Source organism: Streptosporangium sp. NPDC000239 (assembly GCF_040300765.1).
Lineage (GTDB): Bacteria > Actinomycetota > Actinomycetes > Streptosporangiales > Streptosporangiaceae > Streptosporangium.
The window spans coordinates 34,755-56,206 of the sequence record NZ_JBEPEI010000009.1; the positions used below are offsets into that span (position 1 = coordinate 34,755).

At 69.5% G+C, this 21,452-nt stretch carries 20 protein-coding genes and 1 tRNA gene; 13 read left to right on the forward strand and 8 right to left on the reverse strand.

The annotated features are described in order from the left end of the window. Positions 1-214: 214 nt before the first annotated feature. Positions 215-2,008, forward strand: coding sequence for a chaplin family protein (locus tag ABT340_RS22435; RefSeq protein ID WP_352012744.1), 1,794 nt, complete (start codon positions 215-217; stop codon positions 2,006-2,008). Positions 2,009-2,207: 199 nt separating this feature from the next. Here ABT340_RS22435 and ABT340_RS22440 read toward each other — a convergent pair whose 3' ends face one another. Then, on the reverse strand, positions 2,208-2,393 hold the full coding sequence (locus ABT340_RS22440) for a DUF5703 family protein (RefSeq protein ID WP_312863762.1): 186 nt from the start codon (positions 2,391-2,393) through the stop codon (positions 2,208-2,210). A 155-nt stretch (positions 2,394-2,548) separates the two neighbouring features. Between ABT340_RS22440 and topA the strand changes: the two genes are divergently transcribed. The 11 genes from topA to ABT340_RS22495 all read left to right on the forward strand — a co-directional run bounded on the left by topA (position 2,549) and on the right by ABT340_RS22495 (position 16,284). Beyond that, on the forward strand, positions 2,549-5,206 hold the full coding sequence (gene topA, locus ABT340_RS22445; RefSeq protein WP_352012745.1) for a type I DNA topoisomerase: 2,658 nt from the start codon (positions 2,549-2,551) through the stop codon (positions 5,204-5,206). A gap of 144 nt (positions 5,207-5,350) precedes the next feature. Beyond that, positions 5,351-6,583: a metallophosphoesterase gene (locus ABT340_RS22450; protein WP_352012971.1), complete on the forward strand. Its 1,233-nt coding sequence runs from the start codon at positions 5,351-5,353 to the stop codon at positions 6,581-6,583. A 133-nt stretch (positions 6,584-6,716) separates the two neighbouring features. Then, a complete protein-coding gene (gene tmk / locus ABT340_RS22455) occupies positions 6,717-8,780 on the forward strand; it encodes a dTMP kinase (RefSeq protein WP_352012746.1) in 2,064 nt (687 codons plus the stop codon). A gap of 21 nt (positions 8,781-8,801) precedes the next feature. Further along, positions 8,802-9,983 carry a DNA polymerase III subunit delta' gene (locus ABT340_RS22460; RefSeq protein WP_352012747.1) on the forward strand — a complete coding sequence of 394 codons (1,182 nt, stop codon included), beginning with the start codon at positions 8,802-8,804 and terminating at the stop codon, positions 9,981-9,983. 416 nt (positions 9,984-10,399) lie between these two features. Beyond that, on the forward strand, positions 10,400-11,101 hold the full coding sequence (locus tag ABT340_RS22465; RefSeq protein ID WP_352012748.1) for a hypothetical protein: 702 nt from the start codon (positions 10,400-10,402) through the stop codon (positions 11,099-11,101). Further along, positions 11,098-12,252, forward strand: a complete 1,155-nt coding sequence (locus tag ABT340_RS22470; protein ID WP_352012749.1) for a glycosyltransferase family 4 protein — start codon at positions 11,098-11,100, stop codon at positions 12,250-12,252. The genes ABT340_RS22465 and ABT340_RS22470 overlap by 4 nt, the downstream gene beginning before the upstream one ends. 80 nt (positions 12,253-12,332) lie before the next feature. Beyond that, positions 12,333-12,971, forward strand: a complete 639-nt coding sequence (locus ABT340_RS22475) for a sigma-70 family RNA polymerase sigma factor (RefSeq protein ID WP_352012750.1) — start codon at positions 12,333-12,335, stop codon at positions 12,969-12,971. After that, positions 12,968-13,642, forward strand: coding sequence for a permease-like cell division protein FtsX (locus tag ABT340_RS22480; protein WP_352012751.1), 675 nt, complete (start codon positions 12,968-12,970; stop codon positions 13,640-13,642). The genes ABT340_RS22475 and ABT340_RS22480 overlap by 4 nt, the downstream gene beginning before the upstream one ends. 93 nt (positions 13,643-13,735) lie before the next feature. Next, positions 13,736-14,560 (forward strand): PSP1 domain-containing protein, encoded by an 825-nt coding sequence (locus tag ABT340_RS22485; RefSeq protein ID WP_386191631.1) that lies wholly within the window; start codon positions 13,736-13,738, stop codon positions 14,558-14,560. Positions 14,561-14,615: 55 nt separating this feature from the next. Continuing rightward, complete coding sequence (locus ABT340_RS22490) at positions 14,616-16,139, forward strand: alpha/beta hydrolase (protein WP_352012752.1); 1,524 nt, start codon at positions 14,616-14,618, stop codon at positions 16,137-16,139. Positions 16,140-16,207: 68 nt separating this feature from the next. Next, positions 16,208-16,284 (forward strand) — tRNA-Thr (locus ABT340_RS22495). A 162-nt stretch (positions 16,285-16,446) separates the two neighbouring features. On the opposite strand, the gene ABT340_RS22500 is transcribed toward ABT340_RS22495, so the two are convergent. Then, a complete protein-coding gene (locus ABT340_RS22500; RefSeq protein WP_352012753.1) occupies positions 16,447-16,776 on the reverse strand; it encodes a hypothetical protein in 330 nt (109 codons plus the stop codon). A gap of 238 nt (positions 16,777-17,014) precedes the next feature. Here ABT340_RS22500 and ABT340_RS22505 point away from each other — a divergent pair, with 238 nt between their 5' ends. After that, positions 17,015-17,323, forward strand: coding sequence for a hypothetical protein (locus tag ABT340_RS22505; RefSeq protein WP_352012754.1), 309 nt, complete (start codon positions 17,015-17,017; stop codon positions 17,321-17,323). A 94-nt stretch (positions 17,324-17,417) separates the two neighbouring features. Here the strand turns inward: ABT340_RS22505 and ABT340_RS22510 are convergent, their stop codons facing one another. The 6 genes from ABT340_RS22510 to ABT340_RS22535 all read right to left on the reverse strand — a co-directional run bounded on the left by ABT340_RS22510 (position 17,418) and on the right by ABT340_RS22535 (position 21,446). Next, on the reverse strand, positions 17,418-18,656 hold the full coding sequence (locus ABT340_RS22510; RefSeq protein ID WP_352012755.1) for a site-specific integrase: 1,239 nt from the start codon (positions 18,654-18,656) through the stop codon (positions 17,418-17,420). Next, positions 18,656-18,841, reverse strand: coding sequence for a helix-turn-helix transcriptional regulator (locus ABT340_RS22515; RefSeq protein ID WP_352012756.1), 186 nt, complete (start codon positions 18,839-18,841; stop codon positions 18,656-18,658). Before ABT340_RS22515 ends, ABT340_RS22510 begins: the two co-directional genes overlap by 1 nt. Continuing rightward, positions 18,838-20,190, reverse strand: a complete 1,353-nt coding sequence (locus ABT340_RS22520) for a replication initiator (RefSeq protein ID WP_352012757.1) — start codon at positions 20,188-20,190, stop codon at positions 18,838-18,840. The genes ABT340_RS22515 and ABT340_RS22520 overlap by 4 nt, the downstream gene beginning before the upstream one ends. Positions 20,191-20,326: 136 nt before the next feature. Beyond that, on the reverse strand, positions 20,327-20,467 hold the full coding sequence (locus tag ABT340_RS22525) for a hypothetical protein (RefSeq protein ID WP_352012758.1): 141 nt from the start codon (positions 20,465-20,467) through the stop codon (positions 20,327-20,329). Beyond that, complete coding sequence (locus ABT340_RS22530) at positions 20,457-20,759, reverse strand: hypothetical protein (protein WP_352012759.1); 303 nt, start codon at positions 20,757-20,759, stop codon at positions 20,457-20,459. The genes ABT340_RS22525 and ABT340_RS22530 overlap by 11 nt, the downstream gene beginning before the upstream one ends. Before the next feature lie 15 nt (positions 20,760-20,774). Continuing rightward, positions 20,775-21,446 (reverse strand): DUF2637 domain-containing protein, encoded by a 672-nt coding sequence (locus tag ABT340_RS22535; RefSeq protein WP_352012760.1) that lies wholly within the window; start codon positions 21,444-21,446, stop codon positions 20,775-20,777. Positions 21,447-21,452 lie beyond the last annotated feature (6 nt).

Here is a 21,452-nt window from a genome sequence, read left to right on the forward strand (position 1 = left end):
TTCCCCTGGCCCCAATCCGGGCCTCTCGCGCGCTCGTGCCGGGCGCCGGCCCGGTGGTCGCGAACTCAGATCATTCCGCCGGAGAACACACATCCCTCGTGACGGTCGCCGCCGTACGGGCGCTCAGCCGACCCCGCACGGCCTCCAGCCGATCACGAAATTTCCGGCATTCCCCTATTAAGCACCGATAAATAATCGCATAGGAGCATAAATCATGCGTATGTGGGTCAAGGGCACCGCCCCGGCGGCACTGCTCGCGCTGGGCGTCATGTCCCTGGGCAGCGGTACGGCCCTCGCCGACACCGACGGCAGGCACTCGGTCGGCGGCGGCAACCAGATCCAGGCTCCCATCACCCTGCCCGTCGACATCAGCGGGAACGCCGCGGCCGTCGGAGGCACGTCGACCGCGGTCTCCCAGGGCGGCGCCTCGGCCGCCGAGAAGGGCGGTATCCCCGGCAAGACCTCGGGCAGGTCGTCCGTGCTCGGTGGCAACCAGGTCAACGCGCCGGTCACCGCTCCCGTCAACGCCTGCGGCAACGCCGTCTCGGTCGTCGGCGGCTCCTTGGCGGCCTGCCGGGGCGGCGCCTCGGTCGTCAAGCGGGGCCGGGGCGCAGGCGGGGCCGGTGGCAACCGTACCGACGGGACCTCCAGCGTCTTGGGCGGCAACCAGGTCACGGCGCCGATCACGGCGCCGGCGAACGTCTGCGGCAACGCGATCGCGATCTTCGGTGACGCGGTCGCGGGCTGCCGGGGCGGCGCCTCCGTGGTCGGGTCCGGCGGTCGCGGCGGGGCGGGTGGCAACACCACCTCGGGCAGGTCGTCGGTGCTCGGCGGCAACCAGGTGACGGCGCCGGTCACGGCCCCGGCGAACGTCTGCGGTCTCGCGGTCGGGGCGGTCGGCAACGCCTTCTCCGGCTGCACGGGCGGTGCCGAGGTTCCCGGCGTCCCCGCCCGTCCGAACACCGGCTACGCGGGCACCGGCCGCCCCGGCGCGGGCGGTAACACGACCTCCGGCACCTCCGGCGTGGCGGCGGGCAACCAGGTCACGGCGCCGATCACGGCCCCGGTGAACGTCTGTGGCACGGCGGTCGCGGTGGCGGGCGACGCCGCCGCGGGCTGCGTCGGCGGCTCCTCGATCAACGGGTTCGGCGCGGGGCGGGGCGCGGGCGGCAACACGACCTCCGGCAGGTCCGGTGTGGTCTCGGGGAACCAGGTGACGGCGCCGGTCGCGGCCCCGGTGAACGTGTGCGGTACGGCGGTCGCGGTGGCGGGCGACGCCTTCGCCGGGTGCCGGGGCGGTTCCTCGGTCGGCGCCGGTTACGGCCGGGGCGCGGGTGGCAACCGTACCGACGGGACCTCCGGGGTGGCGGCGGGCAACCAGGTGACGGCGCCGATCACGGCCCCGGTGAACGCGTGCGGCAACGCGGTCGCCGCCCTCGGTGACGCCGCCGCGGGCTGCCTCGGCGGCTCCCGGGTGGGGAACCCGGTCGGTTCCGTCGCCGGGGTGCCCGTCGGGGCGCGTCAGGTGTGGCAGGCCTACGGCAAGGGGAACCCCCCGGCTCCCGCCGCGCCCCCGGCTGTGGCCCCCAGGGTCGTCGGAGGGCTGCTGTCCGTGCTTCCCGCCCCGGTCAAGGGGCTGATCGGCCGCGTCAAGGGAGTCCTGCCCACGCTGCCCCAGACGCCGGTCGGCTCGCGCCCGCGTCCGGCCTCCGCCGGTCTCGTGGACGGCCTCCTCGGCAGGGGCGGGATCGTGGGGGTGACCCGTACCTCCCAGTCGGCGCCCCAGTCGGCGCCCCGGCCCGCGCAGGGGAAGGGCGGCGCGCTGCTCGGCGGCAAGGACCTGCCCGTCGACGCCGGGCTGCCGGTCGGCCTGATGAGCGCCGCCCAGCCGATCGGGGTGACCGGGATGAACTCGGGCTCGCTCTTCGCGCTGCTGCTCGGAGCCATGGCCGCCGCCTCCGCCGCTCTCTTCGTGACCGCGCGCCGTATCCGCTTCGCCAAGAAGTAAGGCGTTAGTAACCCTCTAGACATGTCTCCTCCGATCATCTGTGGGAGACGCCGGACGCTTCGCGGATGACGGGGGAGATCGACGATCTTCGTTCATCGAGCGGGGCACGAGAGCTTTGCCCGCTCCGGGGGCGCGGCCCGGGGCGGGCAAAGCCATGTCGAAAGCCGTCGAGGGGCATGGCCGAAAGCCATGACAGAGGTCACATTGTCCTGGTCACACGTATGATCTTGCGACGCAGGCGGATGTCACGGCGGCCGTCGGGATACAGTCGCAGACGGTCGAGTTCCCAGTCGCCGTATTCTGCATGTTCGGTCAGTATCCTCCGGGCCACGTCCCGGGAGGTGCCACGCGGAAGATGGAGAACCAAGTAGGAGTAGTCGAGCACAGCGATTAGTCTCCGAGGGTGTGCAGGGGACGTCGGCTCCCATAGGGCTTTATTGTGCGTCCTTGCGGCTTTACTTGGAGTGTGCCCGATGCGGATCGGGTAACCCGAGTGGAAGTGAACGGGGAACGAATGGGAACAGCGAGGTAGGAAGCAGCGTGCCAGCCAAGAACGGCAACGTCGGCGGAACCCGCCTGGTGATCGTCGAGTCGCCCTCCAAGGCGAAGACCATCGCTGGGTACCTCGGCCGTGGCTACGTCGTGGAGTCCAGCATCGGACACATTCGCGACCTCCCCGAGAAGGCCGACGACATCCCGGAGAAGTACAAGGGCGAGCCGTGGGCCCGTCTGGGCGTCAACGTGAACCACGAGTTCGAGCCGCTCTACGTCGTCAACCCCGACAAGAAGTCACAGGTGAGCAAGCTCAAGCAGCTGCTCAAGGACGCCGACGAGCTCTACCTCGCCACCGACGAGGACCGCGAGGGCGAGGCGATCGCCTGGCATCTGCGTGAGGTGCTCAACCCCAAGGTCCCGGTTCACCGCATGGTCTTCCACGAGATCACCCCGAGGGCGATCCAGGAGGCCGTCGCCAACCCGCGTGCCCTGAACCTGCGTCTGGTCGACGCCCAGGAGACCCGGCGCATCCTCGACCGCCTCTACGGCTACGAGGTCAGCCCGGTTCTGTGGAAGAAGGTCAAGCCCCGCCTGTCCGCCGGGCGCGTGCAGTCCGTGGCGACCCGGCTGGTCGTCGAGCGGGAGCGTGAGCGCCTGGCGTTCACCAGCGCGAGCTACTGGGACCTGCAGGCGCTGTTCGACACCGGCCGTGACGAGGTTCCCCACGAGTTCACCGCCGCGCTGACCGGCGTCGAGGGCAGGCGCGTCGCCCAGGGACGCGACTTCGCCAGCAACGGCACCCTCAAGACCGCGGGCGTCCTCCACCTGGACGAGGAGGCCGCGCGGGCACTGGCGGGCAGGTTGGCCGGTACGGCCTACACGGTCGCCTCCGTGGAGCGCAAGCCGTACACCCGCAAGCCGTACGCGCCGTTCAGGACGACGACGCTGCAGCAGGAGGCGAGCAGGAAGCTGGGCTTCTCCGCGAAGTCCACCATGCAGGTCGCCCAGCGCCTCTACGAGAACGGCTTCATCACCTACATGCGAACCGACAGCATCACGCTGTCGGAGACCGCCGTCGCCGCCGCCCGCAGCCAGGCCATCAAGCTGTACGGCTCCGCCTACGTGCCGGACAAGCCCAGGGTCTACACCAGCAAGGTGAAGAACGCCCAGGAGGCGCACGAGGCGATCCGCCCCTCGGGGGAGGAGTTCCGCACCCCCGGCGAGACCGGGCTGACCGGCGACATGTTCCGGCTGTACGAGCTGATCTGGCAGCGGACCGTCTCCTCCCAGATGAAGGACGCGGTCGGCGAGTCGATCAACGTCAAGGTGACGGGGACGTCCAGTTCGGGGGAGCAGGTCGAGTTCTCCGCCACCGGCCGGACGATCACCTTCCACGGCTTCCTGAAGGCCTACGTCGAGGGGGCCGACGACCCGGCGACCGACCGTGACGACTCCGAGAAGCGGCTGCCGACCCTGACCGAGGGCGACCGTCTCACCGCGGCCGAGCTCAACGTGCTGGCGCACGCGACCAAGCCGCCCGCGCGTTACACCGAGGCCTCGCTCGTCAAGGAGCTTGAGGACCGGGAGATCGGCCGTCCGTCGACCTACGCCTCGATCATCGGAACGATCCTGGACCGTGGCTACGTCTTCAAGAAGGGCACGGCGCTGGTGCCGTCCTTCCTGGCGTTCGCGGTGGTCAACCTGCTCGAACAGCACTTCGGGCACCTCGTCGACTACGACTTCACCGCCGACATGGAGAAGGTCCTCGACGACATCGCCAACGACCGGGCCGAGCGGGTCCCCGAGCTACGGCGCTTCTACTACGGCGCCGAGGGCGACGAGGGCCTGAAGGTCCTGGTCACCGAGCTGGGAGAGATCGACGCCAAGGAGATCAGCTCCTTCCCGATCCGGGGCACCGACATCATGATCCGGGTCGGCCGCTACGGTCCGTATCTCGACCGTGACGGCGCCAGGGTGAACGTCCCGGAGGACCTCGCCCCCGACGAGCTGACCGCGCAGATGGCCGAGGAGCTGTTCGCCCGGCCGTCCGGGGTCAGGGAGCTGGGCAAGGACCCGGTCACCGGCAACGTGATCGTGGCCAAGGACGGCCGCTACGGCCCCTACGTGACCGAGATCCTCCCCGAGGTGGAGGAGCCTCCCGCCGAGGGGAAGAAGCGCACCAAGAAGGCCGACGCGCCCAAGCCGCGCATCGAGTCGCTGCTGAAGAGCATGACCCTGGACACCGTCACCCTGGACGACGCCCTGCGCCTGCTCTCGCTGCCCAGGAGCCTGGGTGAGCTCGACGGCCAGGTGGTCACGGTGCAGAACGGCAGGTTCGGGCCCTATGTGAAGAAGGGCACCGACTCCCGATCGCTGGCCTCCGAGGAGGAGATGTTCACGGTCACCCTGGAGCAGGCCGAGGCGCTGTTCGCCCAGCCCAAGGCCCGTGGCAGGGGCAGGGCCGCCGCGGCTCCCCCGCTGCGCGAGCTGGGTGAGGACCCGGTCTCCAAGAAGCCGATCGTGGTCAAGGAGGGGCGTTTCGGCCCGTACGTGACCGACGGTGAGACCAACGCCTCCCTCCGCAAGGGTGACGAGGTCGAGCAGATCACCACCGAGCGTGCCGCCGAACTGCTCGCCGACCGTCGCGCCCGTGGCCCGGCGCCGAAGAAGCGCACCACCTCCAGGGCGAAGGCCAAGGCCTGACGTTCGTTCCCGCCCGGGGCCCCGATTTCCGGGGTCCCGGGCGTTTTTTCGTGGTTTTCACGGAACGCATCCGGGGTTGCGGACGTTCTTGGAAACGAGCCGGGTACGGCGAGCGGACGCGAAAGAAAGCGAGTCGTGGCGGCGATGGGCTTCGTGGTGCTGATCGTCCTGATGACCACCCTCGTCCACTACTACCTGTGGCGCAGGCTCGTCCGGGCGACCACCGCCCCGGGGCCGCTCCGCAGGGCGCTCACCTGGGCGACGGTCGCGCTGGGAGCGCTCATCCCCGTCACGCTCGTCGGCTCCCACAGCGACTGGGGGCGTTTCCTGGCGTGGCCGGGGTTCCTGTGGCTGGCGGTGATGTACTACCTGGCCGTGTTCCTCGTGGTTCTTGAGGTGCCCAGGGCGGTCGCGCTGGCCGTACTGCGGCGGCGGGCGCCCGCGAGAACCGCCCCCGTGCTCGTCGGGGCTCCCGAACCTCCTGGCGAGGAGCCCTCCGGCGAGGAGCCGAAGGGGGTGGCGATGAACCGCAGGGACTTCGTCGCCCGTACGGCCGCCGCCGTCGCCGGGGCCGGGGCGCTCGTCACGGTCGGGACGGGGGTGCGCACCGCCCTCGGCGACCCGCTGATCGAGCGGGTGAGCGTGGCGCTGCCCGGCCTCGACCCGCGTCTGGGCGGGCTGCGCCTGGCCGTGGTCAGCGACATCCACCTCGGCCCGCTCACCGGTCTCGGGCACACGGAGCGCATCGTCCGCATGATCAACGGGCTCCAGGCCGACGTGGTGGCCGTCGTGGGAGACCTGGTCGACGGCACGGTCGCCGAGCTCGGCCCGCTGGCCAGGCCGCTGCGGAGCCTGGAGTCGCGCTACGGCGCCTACTTCGTCACCGGAAACCACGAGTACTACACCGCCAACGGCCCGGACGAGTGGGTCGAGGAGCTCCGTGACCTGGGAGTCCGCCCGCTGCGGAACGAGCGGGTCGAGATCGCCCACGCGGGAGCCGTACTCGACCTGGCGGGGGTCGACGACGTCACGGGGACCGCGGGCGGGGGCGGGCCCGACTTCGAGCGGGCCTTCGGCGGGCGGGACCCGGGGCGCTCGACCGTCCTGCTGGCCCACCAGCCGGTGCAGGCCGTACAGGCGGCGAAGTACGGCGTGGACCTGCAGCTTTCCGGGCACACCCACGGCGGGCAGATGGTGCCCTTCAACCTGATCGTCCCGTTCCAGCAGCCCATGGTCTCCGGCCTCGGCGAGGTCGACGGCACCCAGGTCTACGTCACCAGGGGAGCGGGTTTCTGGGGGCCGCCGGTCAGGGTCGGGGCCCCGCCGGAGATCACCCTGCTCGAACTCCGTCCGGGAGACCGGCGGAAGGCGGGGTGAACCCACCGGTTTTCCTACCGCCTCCGCTGCGCGGGCCGGGCCGTACGTACTAACCTCAGGCGACGAACGGCCTGGCACATCGCCTGGTCCCGTGTCTTCCCCCGCCCGGCGAACACCTGGATACGCTGACATCATGACCACCCCTGGCCGGAACACCGCGCGTCGCAAGCCTCCCCACGTGCTGGCCAACGCGCCGTTCCGCAAGCTGTGGACGGCCATGTCGGTGTGCAGCCTCGGCGACTGGCTCAACCTCATCGCGCTGACCGCCCTGGCGGGCAACCTCACGGCCGGGTCCGGCTACCGGATCCAGAGCTTCGCGATCGGCGGCGTCTTCGTGGCGAAGATGCTCCCGGCGATCCTGCTCGGCCCGCTCGCCGGCGCGTTCGCCGACCGGTTCGACCGCAGGCTGACGATGGTCGCGGCCGACGTGGCGCGCTTCGCGCTGGTGTTGTCGATCCCGCTGGTCGGCAACTACCAGTGGATCATCGTCGCCACGTTCCTGGTCGAGTGCGTCAACCTGTTCTGGGTCCCGGCCAAGGACGCCACGGTGCCGAACCTGGTGCCCAAGGAGCGCCTGGAGGCCGCAAACCAGCTCAACCTGCTCGTCACGTACGGCACGGCCCCGATCGCCGCGCTGCTGTTCGCGGTGCTGTCCTTCACCACCGACCTGCTGGGCGCCCTGGTGCCCTCTCTCGCGGACACCTCGCTGGCGTTGTTCGTCAACTCCCTGGCCTACCTGGCCTCGGCCGTCATCATCTTCACCCTCAGGGAGATCCCGAAGACGACCTCTCCGACCGTCAAGGTCGCCACGCCCTCGGTGCTGCGGCAGATCGTGGACGGCTGGCGCTTCGTCGGCCGGGACAGGCTGGTCCGCGGACTGATCACCGGCATGATCGGCGCGTTCGCCGCCGGGGGCGCGGTGGTCGGGGTGGCCAAGCTCTACGTGCGGGCGCTCGGCGGCGGCGACCCGGCCTACGGCGTGATGTTCGGCGCGGTCTTCCTCGGCATGGCGGCGGGCATGTTCTTCGGCCCCCGGATGCTGCGGGAGCTGTCCCGGCGCAGGCTGTTCGGACTGTCGATCATCGGGGCCGGGGCGGTGCTGGCCGCGGTCGCGCTGGTGCACAACCTGGCGATCGTCGTCATGCTCACCACGTTGCTGGGGGCGTGCGCGGGAACGGCCTGGATCATCGGCTACACCATGATCGGCCTGGAGGTCGAGGACGGGCTGCGGGGCCGTACGTTCTCCTTCCTGCAGTCGCTGGCCAGGGTCACGCTGCTGCTGGTCGTCGCGGTGGTGCCGACGCTGGCCGGCCTGTTCGGCAGCCACGACTTCGTCTTCCGCCGGGAGACGGTCTACGTGTTCGACGGCTCCAACCTGGTGCTGCTGATCGGGGCGCTGCTCGCGGTGACCGTCGGCTTCCTCGCGCTGCGGCAGATGGACGACCGCCCCGGCATGTCGGTCCTGGCCGACCTGGTCGCGGCGCTGCGGGGGCACGGCAGCCCGGTGCCGGGCGGCTCCGGGCACCGCAGGGGGGTGTTCGTCGCCTTCGAGGGCGGCGAGGGGTCGGGCAAGACCACCCAGTCGCGGCTGCTGGCGATCTGGCTGCGGGACCAGGGCTTCGACGTCGTGCAGACCAGGGAGCCCGGCTCGACCAAGGTGGGGATGCGTCTGCGCGCGATCCTGCTCGACGCCGTGCACCAGGGGCTCTCGGCCAGGTCGGAGGCACTGCTGTACGCCGCGGACCGGGCCGAGCACGTGGAGAAGGTCATCCGTCCCGCCCTCGACAGGGGCGCCCTGGTGATCTCCGACCGCTACGTCGACTCCTCGCTGGCCTACCAGGGCGCGGGGCGGGCGCTCGACCAGGCGGAGGTCGAGCGGCTCAACAGGTGGGCGACGGGCGGGCTCGTCCCCGACCTGACCGTGCTCATCGACACCCCGCCCTCGGTCGGGCTGGCCCGGCTCGGCGGGGCCGCAGACCGGATCGAGTCGGAGCCGATGGAGTTCCACGAGCGGGTGCGGCGTGAGTTCCGCGCACTGGCCGCGGCCGAACCCGAGCGTTATCTGGTCCTCGACGGGACGCTTCCCCAGGAGCGGATCTCCCAGCTCATCCACGACCGGATGCGCGAGATGCTGCCCGACCCGGTGCCGCAGGAGGCGGAGGACGCCACGGGGACCATCCCCGTCATCCGCGACTGATCCCGGCGGTAGGTTGATGGCGTGGGTGTCTTCGATGACCTTGTGGGGCAGGAGCAGGCGGCCCTGACGCTGCGCCGCGCCGCCGTGGCGGGGGCCGAGCTCCTGGCGGGCGGGCGCGGCGCGGGGATGACCCACGCGTGGCTGTTCACCGGCCCGCCGGGGTCGGGCAGGGAGGAGGCGGCCAGGGCCTTCGCCGCCGCGCTCTTCTGCAAGGACCAGGGGTGCGGCCACTGCGACATGTGCCACCAGGTGGCCGTCGGCTCCCACCCGGACCTGGAGACGGTACGGCCTCAGGGGCTGTCGTACGGCATCAAGGACACCCGTCAGCTCATCCTGCGCGCGGCCGGGGCGCCGACCCTGGGCCGCTGGCGCGTCGTGCTGTTCGAGGACGCCGACCGTGCCACGGAGGGCGCCTCGAACGCGCTGCTCAAGGCGATCGAGGAGCCGCCGCCGAGGACCGTCTGGCTGCTGTGCGCGCCCGCTCCCGACGACATGATGATCACCATCAGGTCGCGCTGCCGTCAGGTGACGCTCGTCACCCCGCCGACCGCCGCGGTCGCACACGTGCTGGCCACCCGGGAGAACGTGCCGCCCGCCACGGCGGAGTTCGCCGCCAGGGCCGCCCAGGGGCACATCGACCGGGCCCGCAGGCTGGCGCTGGACGAGCAGGCGCGTAAGCGCCGGGACGCGGTGCTGTCCATCCCCAGGTCGCTGACCGGCGTCGCCGAGTGCGTCACGGCCGCAGAACGGCTGGTGAAGACCGCCGAGGAGGAGGCCGCCGCGGTCACCGCGACCCTGAACGAGTCCGAGGTCGCCGAGCTGCGGAAGATCTACGGTGAGGGCTCCTCGGGCAAGGGGCTCAACAAGGGGCTCATCCGGGGTGGGGCCGGCGCGCTCAAGGACCTGGAGGAGCGGCAGAAGTCCCGGGCGACCAGGACCAAGCGCGACGTCATCGACACGGCCCTGCTCGACCTGGTGGCGTTCTACCGGGACGTGCTGGCCGTACAGTTCGGGGCGCATGTCGAGCTGGCCAACGAGGACCGCAGGGACGACCTTGAGGGGCTGGCCCGCTCCTCGACGCCGGAGGACACCCTGCGCAGGATCGACGCGATCATGCGGTGCCGGGAGCGGCTGGCCGCCAACGTCAACCCGCAGATGGCCGTGGAGGCGATGACGCTCTCCCTACGGCGTCCAGTCGCCTGATTTTTCGGACTTTTCACCACCTGTAAGCAACCTTACGGGTGGGTTTCGGCGTCTCTTGGGCATGCAGGTCGGGATGAAACCCCGCCCGGGACGGCTCCGCCTCCCTGTGGCCTCGCTCACGCTCGCCGGGCGTGAGCCCGCCAAGGACGTGCGAGAACGCCCGGCGCGCGGGGAGCGGGTGCCGCCTGGTGAGGAACGGTTCTTAGATCGGATGGAACCATTCCCGGCTAATCCCCCTCAAAGTTGGGGTGTGCATCGTTAGAATTCCCAGCAAATTTCGATGCATTCGTTATAAAACTACCGAACATGTCCTGTTCGACGGGGATGGACAGGGAAGGACCGGGGGACTCTTGGTCAGCATGGGATCGCGGGGGGACGTGACGGTGCCAGGGGGCCGGCGGGCCGTCACCAGCCGCGTGAGAGACGACGACACACTGCGGATCGAGTGGCCGGGGCAGACCGCTCCGGCCGACGACGCGGAGATCGTTCTGCGGCACGCGGAGACAGGGGAGGAATGTTCCGGGACGGACCTGACAGGTCTGCGGGCCGGGATATGGCTGGCCTCCCACCGGGGGGAGCCGCTGGCCACCGACGACCCCGGCTTCTCCCTCGACGACCTGGTCGCCTACGCCGGGACTCCCCGTGACCGGGAGGTCAGGGCCTTCCGTACGTCGGCGGGAATCCTCGCCCTGACCGTCCGCGAGGTCGAGCCGTACGTCGAGGTCACCGGGGTCGTCGCCGACGGCGGGGTGATCGAGGTCGAGGGCCTGGTCGCCTACGGAGAGCAGTACGAAGGGGCGGCCAGGCTCGTGGCCGTGCCGCGCAAGGGGACCGAACCGGTGAGCGGGCCCGCCTCCTTCGGCGGACGGCGCTTCGGCGGCAGCGTCCTGATCGAACCGATGGCCGACGGCCAGGCGCGTAAGCGCGTCTTCTGGGACCTGCACGCCGAGATCGCGGGAGTACGGCTGCCGCTGGCCGCCCGGCTCGACGACGTCGCCGACAAGAAGACCAAGGTGCGCTTTCCCGCCCAGCACGTGGGCCGGATCAGGGTCAGGCCGTACTACACCGACAGCGACAGCCTGGCCGTCGCCTTCAGTGTCGAGGAGGAGGCCGCGTGAAGGTCTCCTACCTGATCCTCAACGCGTACGGCATGGGCGGCACGATCCGTGCCACCTTCGACCTGGCGACCGAGATGTCCGAACGGCACGACGTCGAGGTGATCAGCGTCTTCCAGCACGCCGACCGGCCCTTCCTGCCGCTGGGGGAGAAGGTCAGGCTGCGTTCGCTGGTCGACCTGCGGCCGGGGGCACGGGTCCGCTGGCCGTACACGAAGCGGGCCGAGCGGCTGAGCGCGATGGAGAGCACGCTCGTCCACCCCGAGGAACGCGCCTACCCCTCCTTCACCGCCTGGAGCGACGAGGTGCTCAGGCGGGAGCTGCGGCGGCTGCGCACCGACGTGCTCGTCACCACCAGGGCCGGGCTGAACATCATGGCCGCCAGGTTCGCCCGCAGGGGGGTCGTGAGGATCGCCCAGGAGCACCTGCACTTCGAGGCGCACAAGCCCGGGATCTTCGAGGAGATCCGGCAGTGGTACCCCAGGCTCGACGCGGTCGTCACCCTCACCGAGGCCGACGAACGCGACTACCGCGCCATGCTCGGCCAGGCGGGGACCCGGGTCTACACCATCGGCAACGGCCTGGCCGGAGGGGCGCGCCCGCGCTCGAAGCAGGACAACCGCATCGTGCTGGCCGCGGGAAGGCTGGTGCCGGTCAAGGGCTACGACCGGCTGCTGAAGGCCTTCGCCCAGGTGATCACGAAGCGCCCCGACTGGAAGCTGCGCATCTACGGCGAGGGCCGGATCGCCGACAAGCTGATGAAGACGTCCGTCAAGCTCCGCCTGCACAACAACGTCATGTTCATGGGGCCGACGGACGACATCGAGGGAGAGCTCGCCAAGGCCTCGATCCACGCGGTCAGCTCCCGCTTCGAGGGCTTCGGCATGACGATCATCGAGGCGTTCGCCTGTGGCGTCCCGGTGGTCAGCTTCGACTGCCCCCGGGGTCCCCGGGAGATCATCACCTCCGGCCACGACGGGCTGCTGGTCCCGCCCGACGACGTGGACGCCCTCGCCGAGGGGCTGCTGGAGATGATCGACGACGAGGAGGGCAGGCTCAGGATGGCCGCCAACGCCCTGCGGACGGCGGAGAAGTACGACATCTCCACGATCTCCGCCCGCTGGGAGAGGGCCTTCGCCGACCTCACCCGCTGACGGCCACGGCCCGCGGTTTCGAGCGGCCGGTTTCGAGCGGCCGGGTGGGTCCGGGTTCGGCGGGCAGAGGTTTTCGCCGGATGAAAGCAGCAGATCCCGATCGGCGGCGTCTCTGTGATGTGAAGGCCGAACTGCTCTCCCACGGAGAGCCAACGATCAGGGACGGCACCGACATCGCGGCGCTGTTCGCCGACCACCACCTCGGGCTGGTGCGGCTCGCGCTGCTCATGGTCGGTGACCAGCCCACGGCCGAGGACGTCGTGCAGGAGGCGTTCGCCCGCACCCACGCGGGCAGACGCCGCCTGCGCGACCCCGGGCGCGCGCTGGCCTACGTCCGCTCCGCGGTGCTCAACGGCTGCCGTTCCGTGCTGCGACGCAGGGCCGTGGCATGGCGGCGGGCCGTGCCGTACGAGCCGCCCGTCTGGTCGGCGGAGCACGCGGCGCTGCTCGGCGAGGAACGCCGTGAGGTGCTTCTCGCCCTGCTCCGGCTGCCCAGGCGGCAGCGGGAGGCGCTCACGCTGCGCTACTACTTCGACCTGTCGGACCCCGAGATCGCCGAGACCATGGGCGTGGGCGCCAGCACGGCCAGGTCCACCATCACGCGCGGACTGGCCGCCCTCGCCAGAGCCCTCGGTGACCCCGGAGCGCCTGGAGCGTCCGGAACCCCGGCAAGTCCTGGAGACCCTGGAGACCTTAGAGACCTTGGAGAGCAGCCATGACCGAGACGGAGAACCGTCTGCGCGACGCCCTGTCCGCCGCCGCCTCGACCGCCGTGAACGTCCGCCCGCTGACCGTGCCTTCGCGCCGTCGCAGGCGGTGGGTGATCCCGGTCGCGGTTGTCGCCGCCGCCGCGTCCGTCGCCGTGTTCCTGACGGTACGGGTCGCCGCTGTTCTGTCCTCTCCCGACCGGAGCGAGGTCGTCGCCATGTCCATGGGGGCTCTGGACGAGTCCGATACATCGAGCGTCAACGTCTTCCTGTGCCTCAGCGGTGACGCGACCGTGCACCCCGGATGTGCGGGAGGGAAGGCGACCGAGACGGAGAAGGCCGGCATCCAGCGGGCGCTTCAGGGGCGGCCCGAGGTGGAGAGTGTCTCCTTCAGGGACCAACGGACGGCCTACGAGGGCTTCCAGCGGCAGTACGAGGACAAAAACCCTGTTCTTCTGAAGACCGTGAAGATCACGGATATGCCGGAAACCTTCATCGTCCAGGTCAGGCCGGGTGCGGACCGGGCGGCGCTGCTCGGAGCCGCGAGCGAACTACCCGGGGTGGCCGTCGCCGTGGACGTCGTGTGCCTCCGCGAACGCGCCTCCCTGCGGTCGGTCATCATCGACACGGTCTTCGGGGACGAGGACCGACCGTCGTGCTCGGTGAAGGGCAGGGGCAGGTAACCCGGGCTTGGGAGTCCCCAGGGACGGCCGTGACGCGTAGGGTGGCTGGCGTGGGCGCTTAGCCGTACCCCAGCCGCTTGGAGCCATATGAGCATGATCATGGCCGTGAGCTTCACCCGATACGGCCGTCTGTACTACCTCGATCCGGGCGGCCACAGCCCCAAGATCGGCGACAAGGTGCTCGTGCCGACCGACGCCGGCCCCGAGGTCGCCGAGTGCGTCTGGGCGCCGCAGTGGACGAGTGAGGAGATCGACGGCCTGCCGGTGTGCGAGGGCCTCGCCGGGGAGGAGCACCTGACCCGCGACGAGACCAACAGACGCCGGCGGGCCGAGGCCAGGAGCGTCGCCAAACGGCTCATCAGACGGCACGAACTGCCCATGAAGGTCGTCGGGGTCGACTACCTCGACACGGACAACGTCTACACCGTCTACTTCTCGGCCCCCCACCGGGTGGACTTCCGTCTCCTCGTCCGCGACCTGGCCAGGAACCTGCGGGCCCGCGTCGAGCTGCGCCAGATCGGCCCCCGCGACGAGGCCCGGCTGCAGGGCGGGATCGGTCCCTGCGGCCGTGACCTGTGCTGCGCGACCTTCCTGAAGGACTTCGAGCCGGTCTCGGTGCGGATGGCCAAGGACCAGGAGCTGCCGGTCAACCCGATGCGCATCGCCGGGGCGTGCGGGCGGCTGATGTGCTGCCTGAAATACGAACACCCCCTCTACACCGAGGCGCAGAGCAGAATGCCCAAGGTCGGGGCGAAGGTGGACACCGCGCAGGGCCCGGGAACCGTGGTCGGGCGCAACGTCCCCTCCGACTCGGTGGTCGTCCGCCTCGACGACGGCGGCCGTCGCTGCGCCTGCCCGTCCGCCTCCGTCTGCTCCCCGAGAAAACAACACGACGCCGCCTACGGCGACTCGCAGTAGGATCCGAACGTCTCGCGCGTGACCTCGCACGCCCTGACCCAGAAGGATGAGGCGAGTGGTCACACCGCACAGGTACCGCCGTACGGCCGCCGCGTTCGCGGCGCTGACGTTGTTCGCGACGGCTTGTTCGGGGGTGAACGCCCGCGACGGCCGTGACGCCGGTGCCGCTCGTGACGGTGGCGCCGCTCGTGACGGCGGGGCGGCCACCTCGCTCGCGTGGACCTCCTGTGGCGGTGGCTACGAGTGCACCAAGCTGGGGGTTCCCCTCGACTACGCCAAGCCGGACGGCGAGAAGATCGAGATCAGCGTCATCCGGCTGCCCGCGAAGGGCAAGCGTGTCGGCTCCATCCTGATCAATCCCGGTGGACCCGGCGCCTCGGGCGTCGAGTACGCGCGCAACGCCCAGTCGGTGCTGAGCGACGCCGTACGGGAGAGGTTCGACGTGGTGGGCTTCGACCCACGCGGGGTCGGCGGCTCCGCACCCGTGCGCTGCCTGTCGTCGAAGGAACTGGACGACTACACCGGTCTGGACGGCTCCCCCGACTCCCCGGAGGAGATCGCGGCCCTGGAGAAGGGCGCGCGTGCCTACGTCGCCGGGTGCCAGGCCCGCTCGGGCAAGCTCCTGCCGTACGTCGGCACCACCAACGCGGCCAAGGACATGGACCTGCTGCGCGCCGCCCTCGGCGACGAACGCCTCACCTACCTCGGCAAGTCGTACGGCACGCAACTCGGCGCGGTCTACGCCGACCTGTTCCCCAAGCGGGTGCGCGCCCTCGTGCTGGACGGCGCCGTCGATCCCTCGCTCACCCCGGTGGAGATGAACGTCACCCAGGCCCGTGGCTTCGAGGTAGCCCTCGACGCCTTCCTGGAGAACTGCCTCACCGCGCCCGACTGCCCCTTCCAGGGCACGGTGGCCTCCGCCCGGAAGCAGATCGCCGAACTGCTGAGCCGCGCGGACCGGCAGCCGCTCACCAACAGGACCGACAGCCGCGCGATCGGTGAGTCGTGGACCGTCCTCGGCCTGGCCACCCCGCTCTACGAACGGCAGGCGTGGCCGATCCTGCGCCGTGCGCTCACCGACGCCCAACGCGGCGACGGAACCACCCTGCTGCGCCTGGCCGACCTGCTGGTCAACCGTGACCGGAACGGCGAGTACGCCAACCAGACCGAGGCGAACACCGCCATCAACTGCGTCGACTCCGCCTTCCCCCGGGGTTCGGCCGAGTTCGCCGCCGCGGCGCGCGAGTCGCTCAAGGACGCTCCTCTGTTCGGGCCGTACATCATGTGGGGGACGCTGGCCTGTGCCTACTGGCCGATCGAGTCGGCCCCCAAGGAGAAGATCGACGCCCCTGGGGCCGCGCCCATCCTGGTCGTGGGGACCGAGCGTGACCCGGCGACGCCGTACGAGTGGGCCAAGGCCCTGGCGAGCGAGCTCTCCTCGGGGGTCCTGGTCGACTTCGACGGCGACGGTCACACGGCCTACCGCAGCGGTTCGTCCTGTGTGGACCGTTTGGTCGACGACTATCTGATCAACCTGACCGTTCCCGAGGACGGTGTCCGCTGCCCGAAGATCGACTGACACGGTGGAGCGCAAACCCCCGCGAAGCCTGTAGACTGCCGTAGGTCGCGTTCACGCGGACGCGACATGCCGCCTTAGCTCAGTCGGCCAGAGCACTTCACTCGTAATGAAGGGGTCTCGGGTTCGAATCCCGAAGGCGGCTCCAGGTCAGAAGGCCCCCACCGGGTTCCGGTGGGGGCCTTTTGCGTAGCCGTACAGCAATGTGTACAGCTACCTCTACGTTCAAGCAGATCAGCGACCCATTGGCCGTGCGATGACAGCTAGCTGAAGGTACGAAGCATCGAAGAGGCGTTGGCGTCGTCCTCGATCAAAGGATCTTGACGATGAACAACTCGCCGTTGTCTTTCTGGCGGATCAGCAGATCATTGCCTTTGGAAGCCTCTGCTTCTACGTACTCGTAGAGCGTGATGGCTCTGTTCACTAGATCGGTCTTCGAGAAGCCGGTGCGTTCTTGGAGTCGCTGAAGTTGTTCAGAGACTCGCGGGACCAGCCCCACTGTTATCCGCTCGCTCACTATCTGCCGAGCTTGAGGAGGGGTTGACTCCGAAGGCATGGCATACCTCGCACAAGTAGCTGACCCGTCTGTCGGCTCGGGGTCACTCAGCTGATAGTCGCACACCAGCAGGCGATCAACCATGTAGGAGCAGCAGAATTGCAGCAATTTGGTGCATATGTGTGGTTGCCTGATACCCTACTTCGAGTGGGCCTTGACCTGTAACTGAGGCCCAAACGTTGAGGAGGTAGAGGCATGGAGCTAGTTAGAGACCGATTCTCGGCCGAGCCCCTTACTCCGGATTAGCTTGGGCCGGGAGTCGCTTCAGAGGGCGCGAATATGTTCCGCACTGGGCGGAGCTGTGCCCTGAGAGAGGAGCGACATGCCCACCAACCCCGCCTCCACCCACTCCACTGACGAAGCCCCTAGCGACGCCGCGAACCTGAAGGTTTCCCTTCAGTCCCCTGACGGGTTGGGCGTGACTGCTTCAAGCGAGATGCGTGGCCCTCACCTGGGCCGCTTCTGGGATGCTGTGATCACCGTTGCCGCGATGGCCGCAGCCACGATCGTTCCGCTGCTGAATGCAAAGGATCTGGCGATGCTCCCGGCGCACCTGACGATCGGTGCCATGGTGATCCCGGCGGTCACTGTCCTCTCGATCTTCGCTCTGTGGCGTTCCCGCCGGAGCTAGAACTCCCTGGTAGTCCGTACGTATCGAGGCCCTCTGGTAAGCCGGAGGGCCTCGATACGTACGGTGACACGCCTGTGACGGCGGCAGGGTAAACCTACGAAAGCTTTTCGCCGAGGCTTCGGTTCAGGAGATCCAGAGCCTTCCGCGTCTCCGGGGTGAGTACCTGTGTATAGACGTCCATTGTTACTGAAATTTGCGAGTGCCGGAGGATGCGCATCGCGACACGGGGGTGAACGTTGAGCGCGGCCAGGAGTGAGGCGCAGGTGTGCCGGGTGTCGTGGACGCGGATGCGGGGGACGTCGGCCCTCTCGCAGTAGCGCTCGAAGGACCGGTAGAAGTTGCGGGGCTCGACCGGAGTCCCGTTCTTTGTGGTGAAGACGAGGTCGGAGTCCTGCCACCTCGCTCCGGCGTCCCGGCGGGCCTCCTGCTGGATTCGCCGACGCTCCCGGAGCGCCGAGACACAGAGACCGAGAAGCGGCAGGGACGCCGTCGAGTCCTCCGTCTTGGTCGTGTCCCGGTGGAGGAGCTGCCCACGGACCCGGTTGAGCTGGTAGGAGATCCAGAGCTGTTCGCCGTCGAGGTCGACACAGTCCCAGGCCAACCCCAGAACCTCGCCCCGTCGCAGGCCGAGGATCAAGATGAGGACGTAGGCGGCGTAGAGTGGCTCTTTCGCTTCCCGCACGTGTTCGAGGAATCGCCGGGCCTCGTCGACGTTCCACACGCTGTGGCTCTTGGCCTTCTTGGTCTTGCTCGCGTTGGGCAGCACCGTCAGCCCGGCGACGTTCTTGGAGATCAACTCTTCCCGTATGGCGTTGCCGAGCGCGGAGCGTAGGATGCGCCGAATGCTCGCGATGGTGCTCCGAGACGGATAGCCCTTGCAGCACTTTCCGACGGCGCAGCACTGCCGCTTGCCCTCCGGACGCCGGTGGTCCTTCTTCTGGTCACAACAGGTGCACAAGGTCGGCAGCGTGTTGATCCAGGTCTGCACGTCGCGGACTGTGAGCTTGTCGAGGCGCTTCTTGCCCAGGCCAGGGATGAGGTAGAGCCGGACCAGAGGCTCGTAACCGGCGTAGGTGGTCGGCTCCCGGTTGGGTTCGATCACCTCGGCGAGCCAGCGGGTCAGGTAGGCGGCAAGGGCGGGGTGCTTGGTCGGCACCGGCCCCTTGCGCGCGAGGTCATGGAGCTTGAGCCACTTCTCGTGGGTCTCCTCACGGGTCTTGCCGTAGGCCCACTTCCGGGTTCTCTTGCCCTCCGGCGTGGTAACCCAGACATAGCCCGCCCAGCCGTCCTTGTACGGGAAGACCGACCCCTCACCGTTCGAGCGCTTGCCCATCAGGCGGCCTCCTCGCGAAGTCGGATCATGTAGTCGCTCAGCGCGGACTCCGGGATACGGCGACAGCGAACACCGACCACGACGGAGGCGAGTTCACCCGAGCGGATCAGGGCGTAGAGGGTCCACCGGCTGACCTTGAGCTTGGCCATCACCTCGGGCACCGTCAGCATGTCGTCGGTCTTCATCGGCCGCCTCCGCCATCCAGCGAAACAGGTGAGGGCGGGTCACCACTCAGGAGAGCGGCAAGCAGGGCATCTCCAGCGGACAGGCCCTTGCCCGCGTACTCCCAGTGAGAGATCACAAGGACGGTGTCCTCGTCGAACAGGGGCAGACGGCCGGTGGTGATCTCCTCGGTGCGGGCGTGGTCGCGGCGTTCGTCACGGATGGCGCCCATGGTGGTGGAGTAGTGGCGGGACCGGGTGGAGAAGTGGCCGCGGAAACCCAGCATGTGGGCCCACTGGGTCAGGCGCAGGTCGGCGTATTCGTCGAGAGCACCCAGGCGCATGCATTCGGCGATGAGGCGGCGGGGGTGGTCGCGCAGGTTGAAGGCGGCCAGGTCGTCGAGGGGGTTGATGCGTCGGTCGAGGGTGCCGACGCATTCGGCGGCCTTGGTGGCGTACTTGGCGATGTAGCCGGCCACGGCTTGGTCCGACAGTTCGCCGTCCAGGGTGATCTCGCGGATGTCGAGCTGCCGCCCCCACCGCAGGACCCGGGCGGACTCATTGACGGTGGCGGGAGCGGTCACGGTGACCGCGTGAGCGGCGTGTCGTACGGCATCGGCCAGCAGATCAGCGGTGGCCCAGGCCGGAGGCGGGAAGGTAGGGCCGTCAGGGCCGTCCAGGCGGATGACGGCATGGAAGTGCACCACCCCGCGCCGCTGGTACTCGGCGACCTTGGCGAAGGAGATCGTGCACTGGGTGCGCAGCTCCCGCAGGGTCAGGCCTGCGGCTTTGGCGACGCGGCGGCGTAGGGCGTCGGTGAAGTACTTCCACAACTGGGGAGCCAGGGCGTTGAACAGCACCGAGCCGGTGTAGTCGTAGCAGTCCGGGCACAAAGGTTCGCCCAGGCAGGACTCCTCGGCCCCGTGACGGGCGGTGCAGGACATCACCCGGCCGTGCGGGCACCTCTCGGCGTCCCGGCGGGGACGGCAGGGCAGCGGTCTGCCGTTCTTCTCTCGGCGGGTGTGGACGGCTCCGAAGGACGGGGCAGTGAGGGTGACGAACAGGCACGGGTGAGCGGTCACCGAGGGCGGGACGCCCTTGCCGCCGACGAGTCCGGCGCGGATGAGGTGGTAGGTGTCGGCCCGGTAGACCTCGGCGCAGGCCGGACAGCGGGAGGCCCGCCGGGTCTTGCACGGCAGCCGGAGTACGCCGTCGGGTTCGGTGGCGGTGGTGTAGGAGTGCAGGAGCCGGCCGGTGGAGCGGTCGACGTGCAGGACGCGGCCCCGTAGGTGGATCGGCTGGCGGCAACCGCCCGTCCGGTGGATCTGGGAGGCCCAGCGGGGGTAGTTGCGGTCGTTGAGGCGGGTGATCATGCCTGCGATTGCGTGCGGATCAGGGTGGATTGTGGGCAAGATGGTCTCCTCCTTTCACTCGTTCGGGTGAGGGGGATGGCCCCCGACCTGGCGGGCGTCTTGGCGGATGTACGGCCAGGCCGGGGGCGCCGACGGCTCAGCAGAAGCCGAGGCCGTCGCAGTGTTCGCAGGTGGTGCCGTAGCTGTCGAGTCCGGTGCCGCCGCAGGTGCAGCACCGCCACCACCGGGACGGGATCTCAGCCGGTGTCACCGGCTCGTCGGGTGGCTCAGGACTCATGCGGTGGCTTGGCGATGCTGAGGATGGCGGTCCACTCGACGTGGACAGGGCCGAAGCAGCGCGAGATCGTGTAGAGGCCCAGCGGCAGCAGTCGCGGGTCCACGGAGGTGCCGCACAGGGCGGCGATCCGGTCGATCTCGGCGCACAGGTCATCGTCGGTGCCCTGCTCGGGGTAGTAGGTGACGATCGTCGAGTCCGTCGGGACGGGGACGGCGGGGTTGGCCTCCAGAAAGAAGGCCAGGTCGCGCAGGCCGCCGATGAAGGCGGTACGGCGCTGGGTGTCGGTGGACATGATCGGTTCTCCTCTTCACAGGGCGTCCGGCGAGATGCGCAGGGTGCGCAGCAGGTCGGAGGCCAGTTGATGGGACACACCCAGACGGGCGCGCAGCGTGTCGCGGCTGATGGGCCTGCTGTGCGCGGTCTGGTATTCCTCGGCCACGCGCCGGGCGTAGTCGAGGAGCTCTGAGGACGGCCCGTCCTGCTCGGCCTGTTCAGCGAGGACGGGTTCAGGGACGGTCCCCGGGATAGAGGGCGGGGCCGGGTTGGGGACGACATCCGAAATAAAGGAGGAGGGCTTATGCTCCGGCGCAGTACGAGGGGCTGAGGTGCGCCGTTCGAGCATGGAGACGGCGACGAGGAACGCCCCGGCCGGGGTGGCGGCGGTGATCCATCCCCACGGGGACGGGTCGGCCTGGTTGAGGTTGGCGGCCAGCGACAGGACGATCCCGGCGACCAGGACAAGGGTGGGCCAGGAGATCCAGCCGTTGCGGGTACGGCCGGTGTGCTTGTCGCGCTGGCGTTCCCGGGCGGCCATGACGCAGGTCAGGTCGACGCACACGGCCACCGCCCAGGACATCCACCCGGTCTGGCCGTGTTCGGCGGCGGTGTCGCGGATGTGGGTGAACGATCCGGCACCCGCGATGGCGGCCAGGGTCAGGATCGGCCCGGCGTCCAGCAGCCAACGGATGAGGCGTCGCATCGTGTC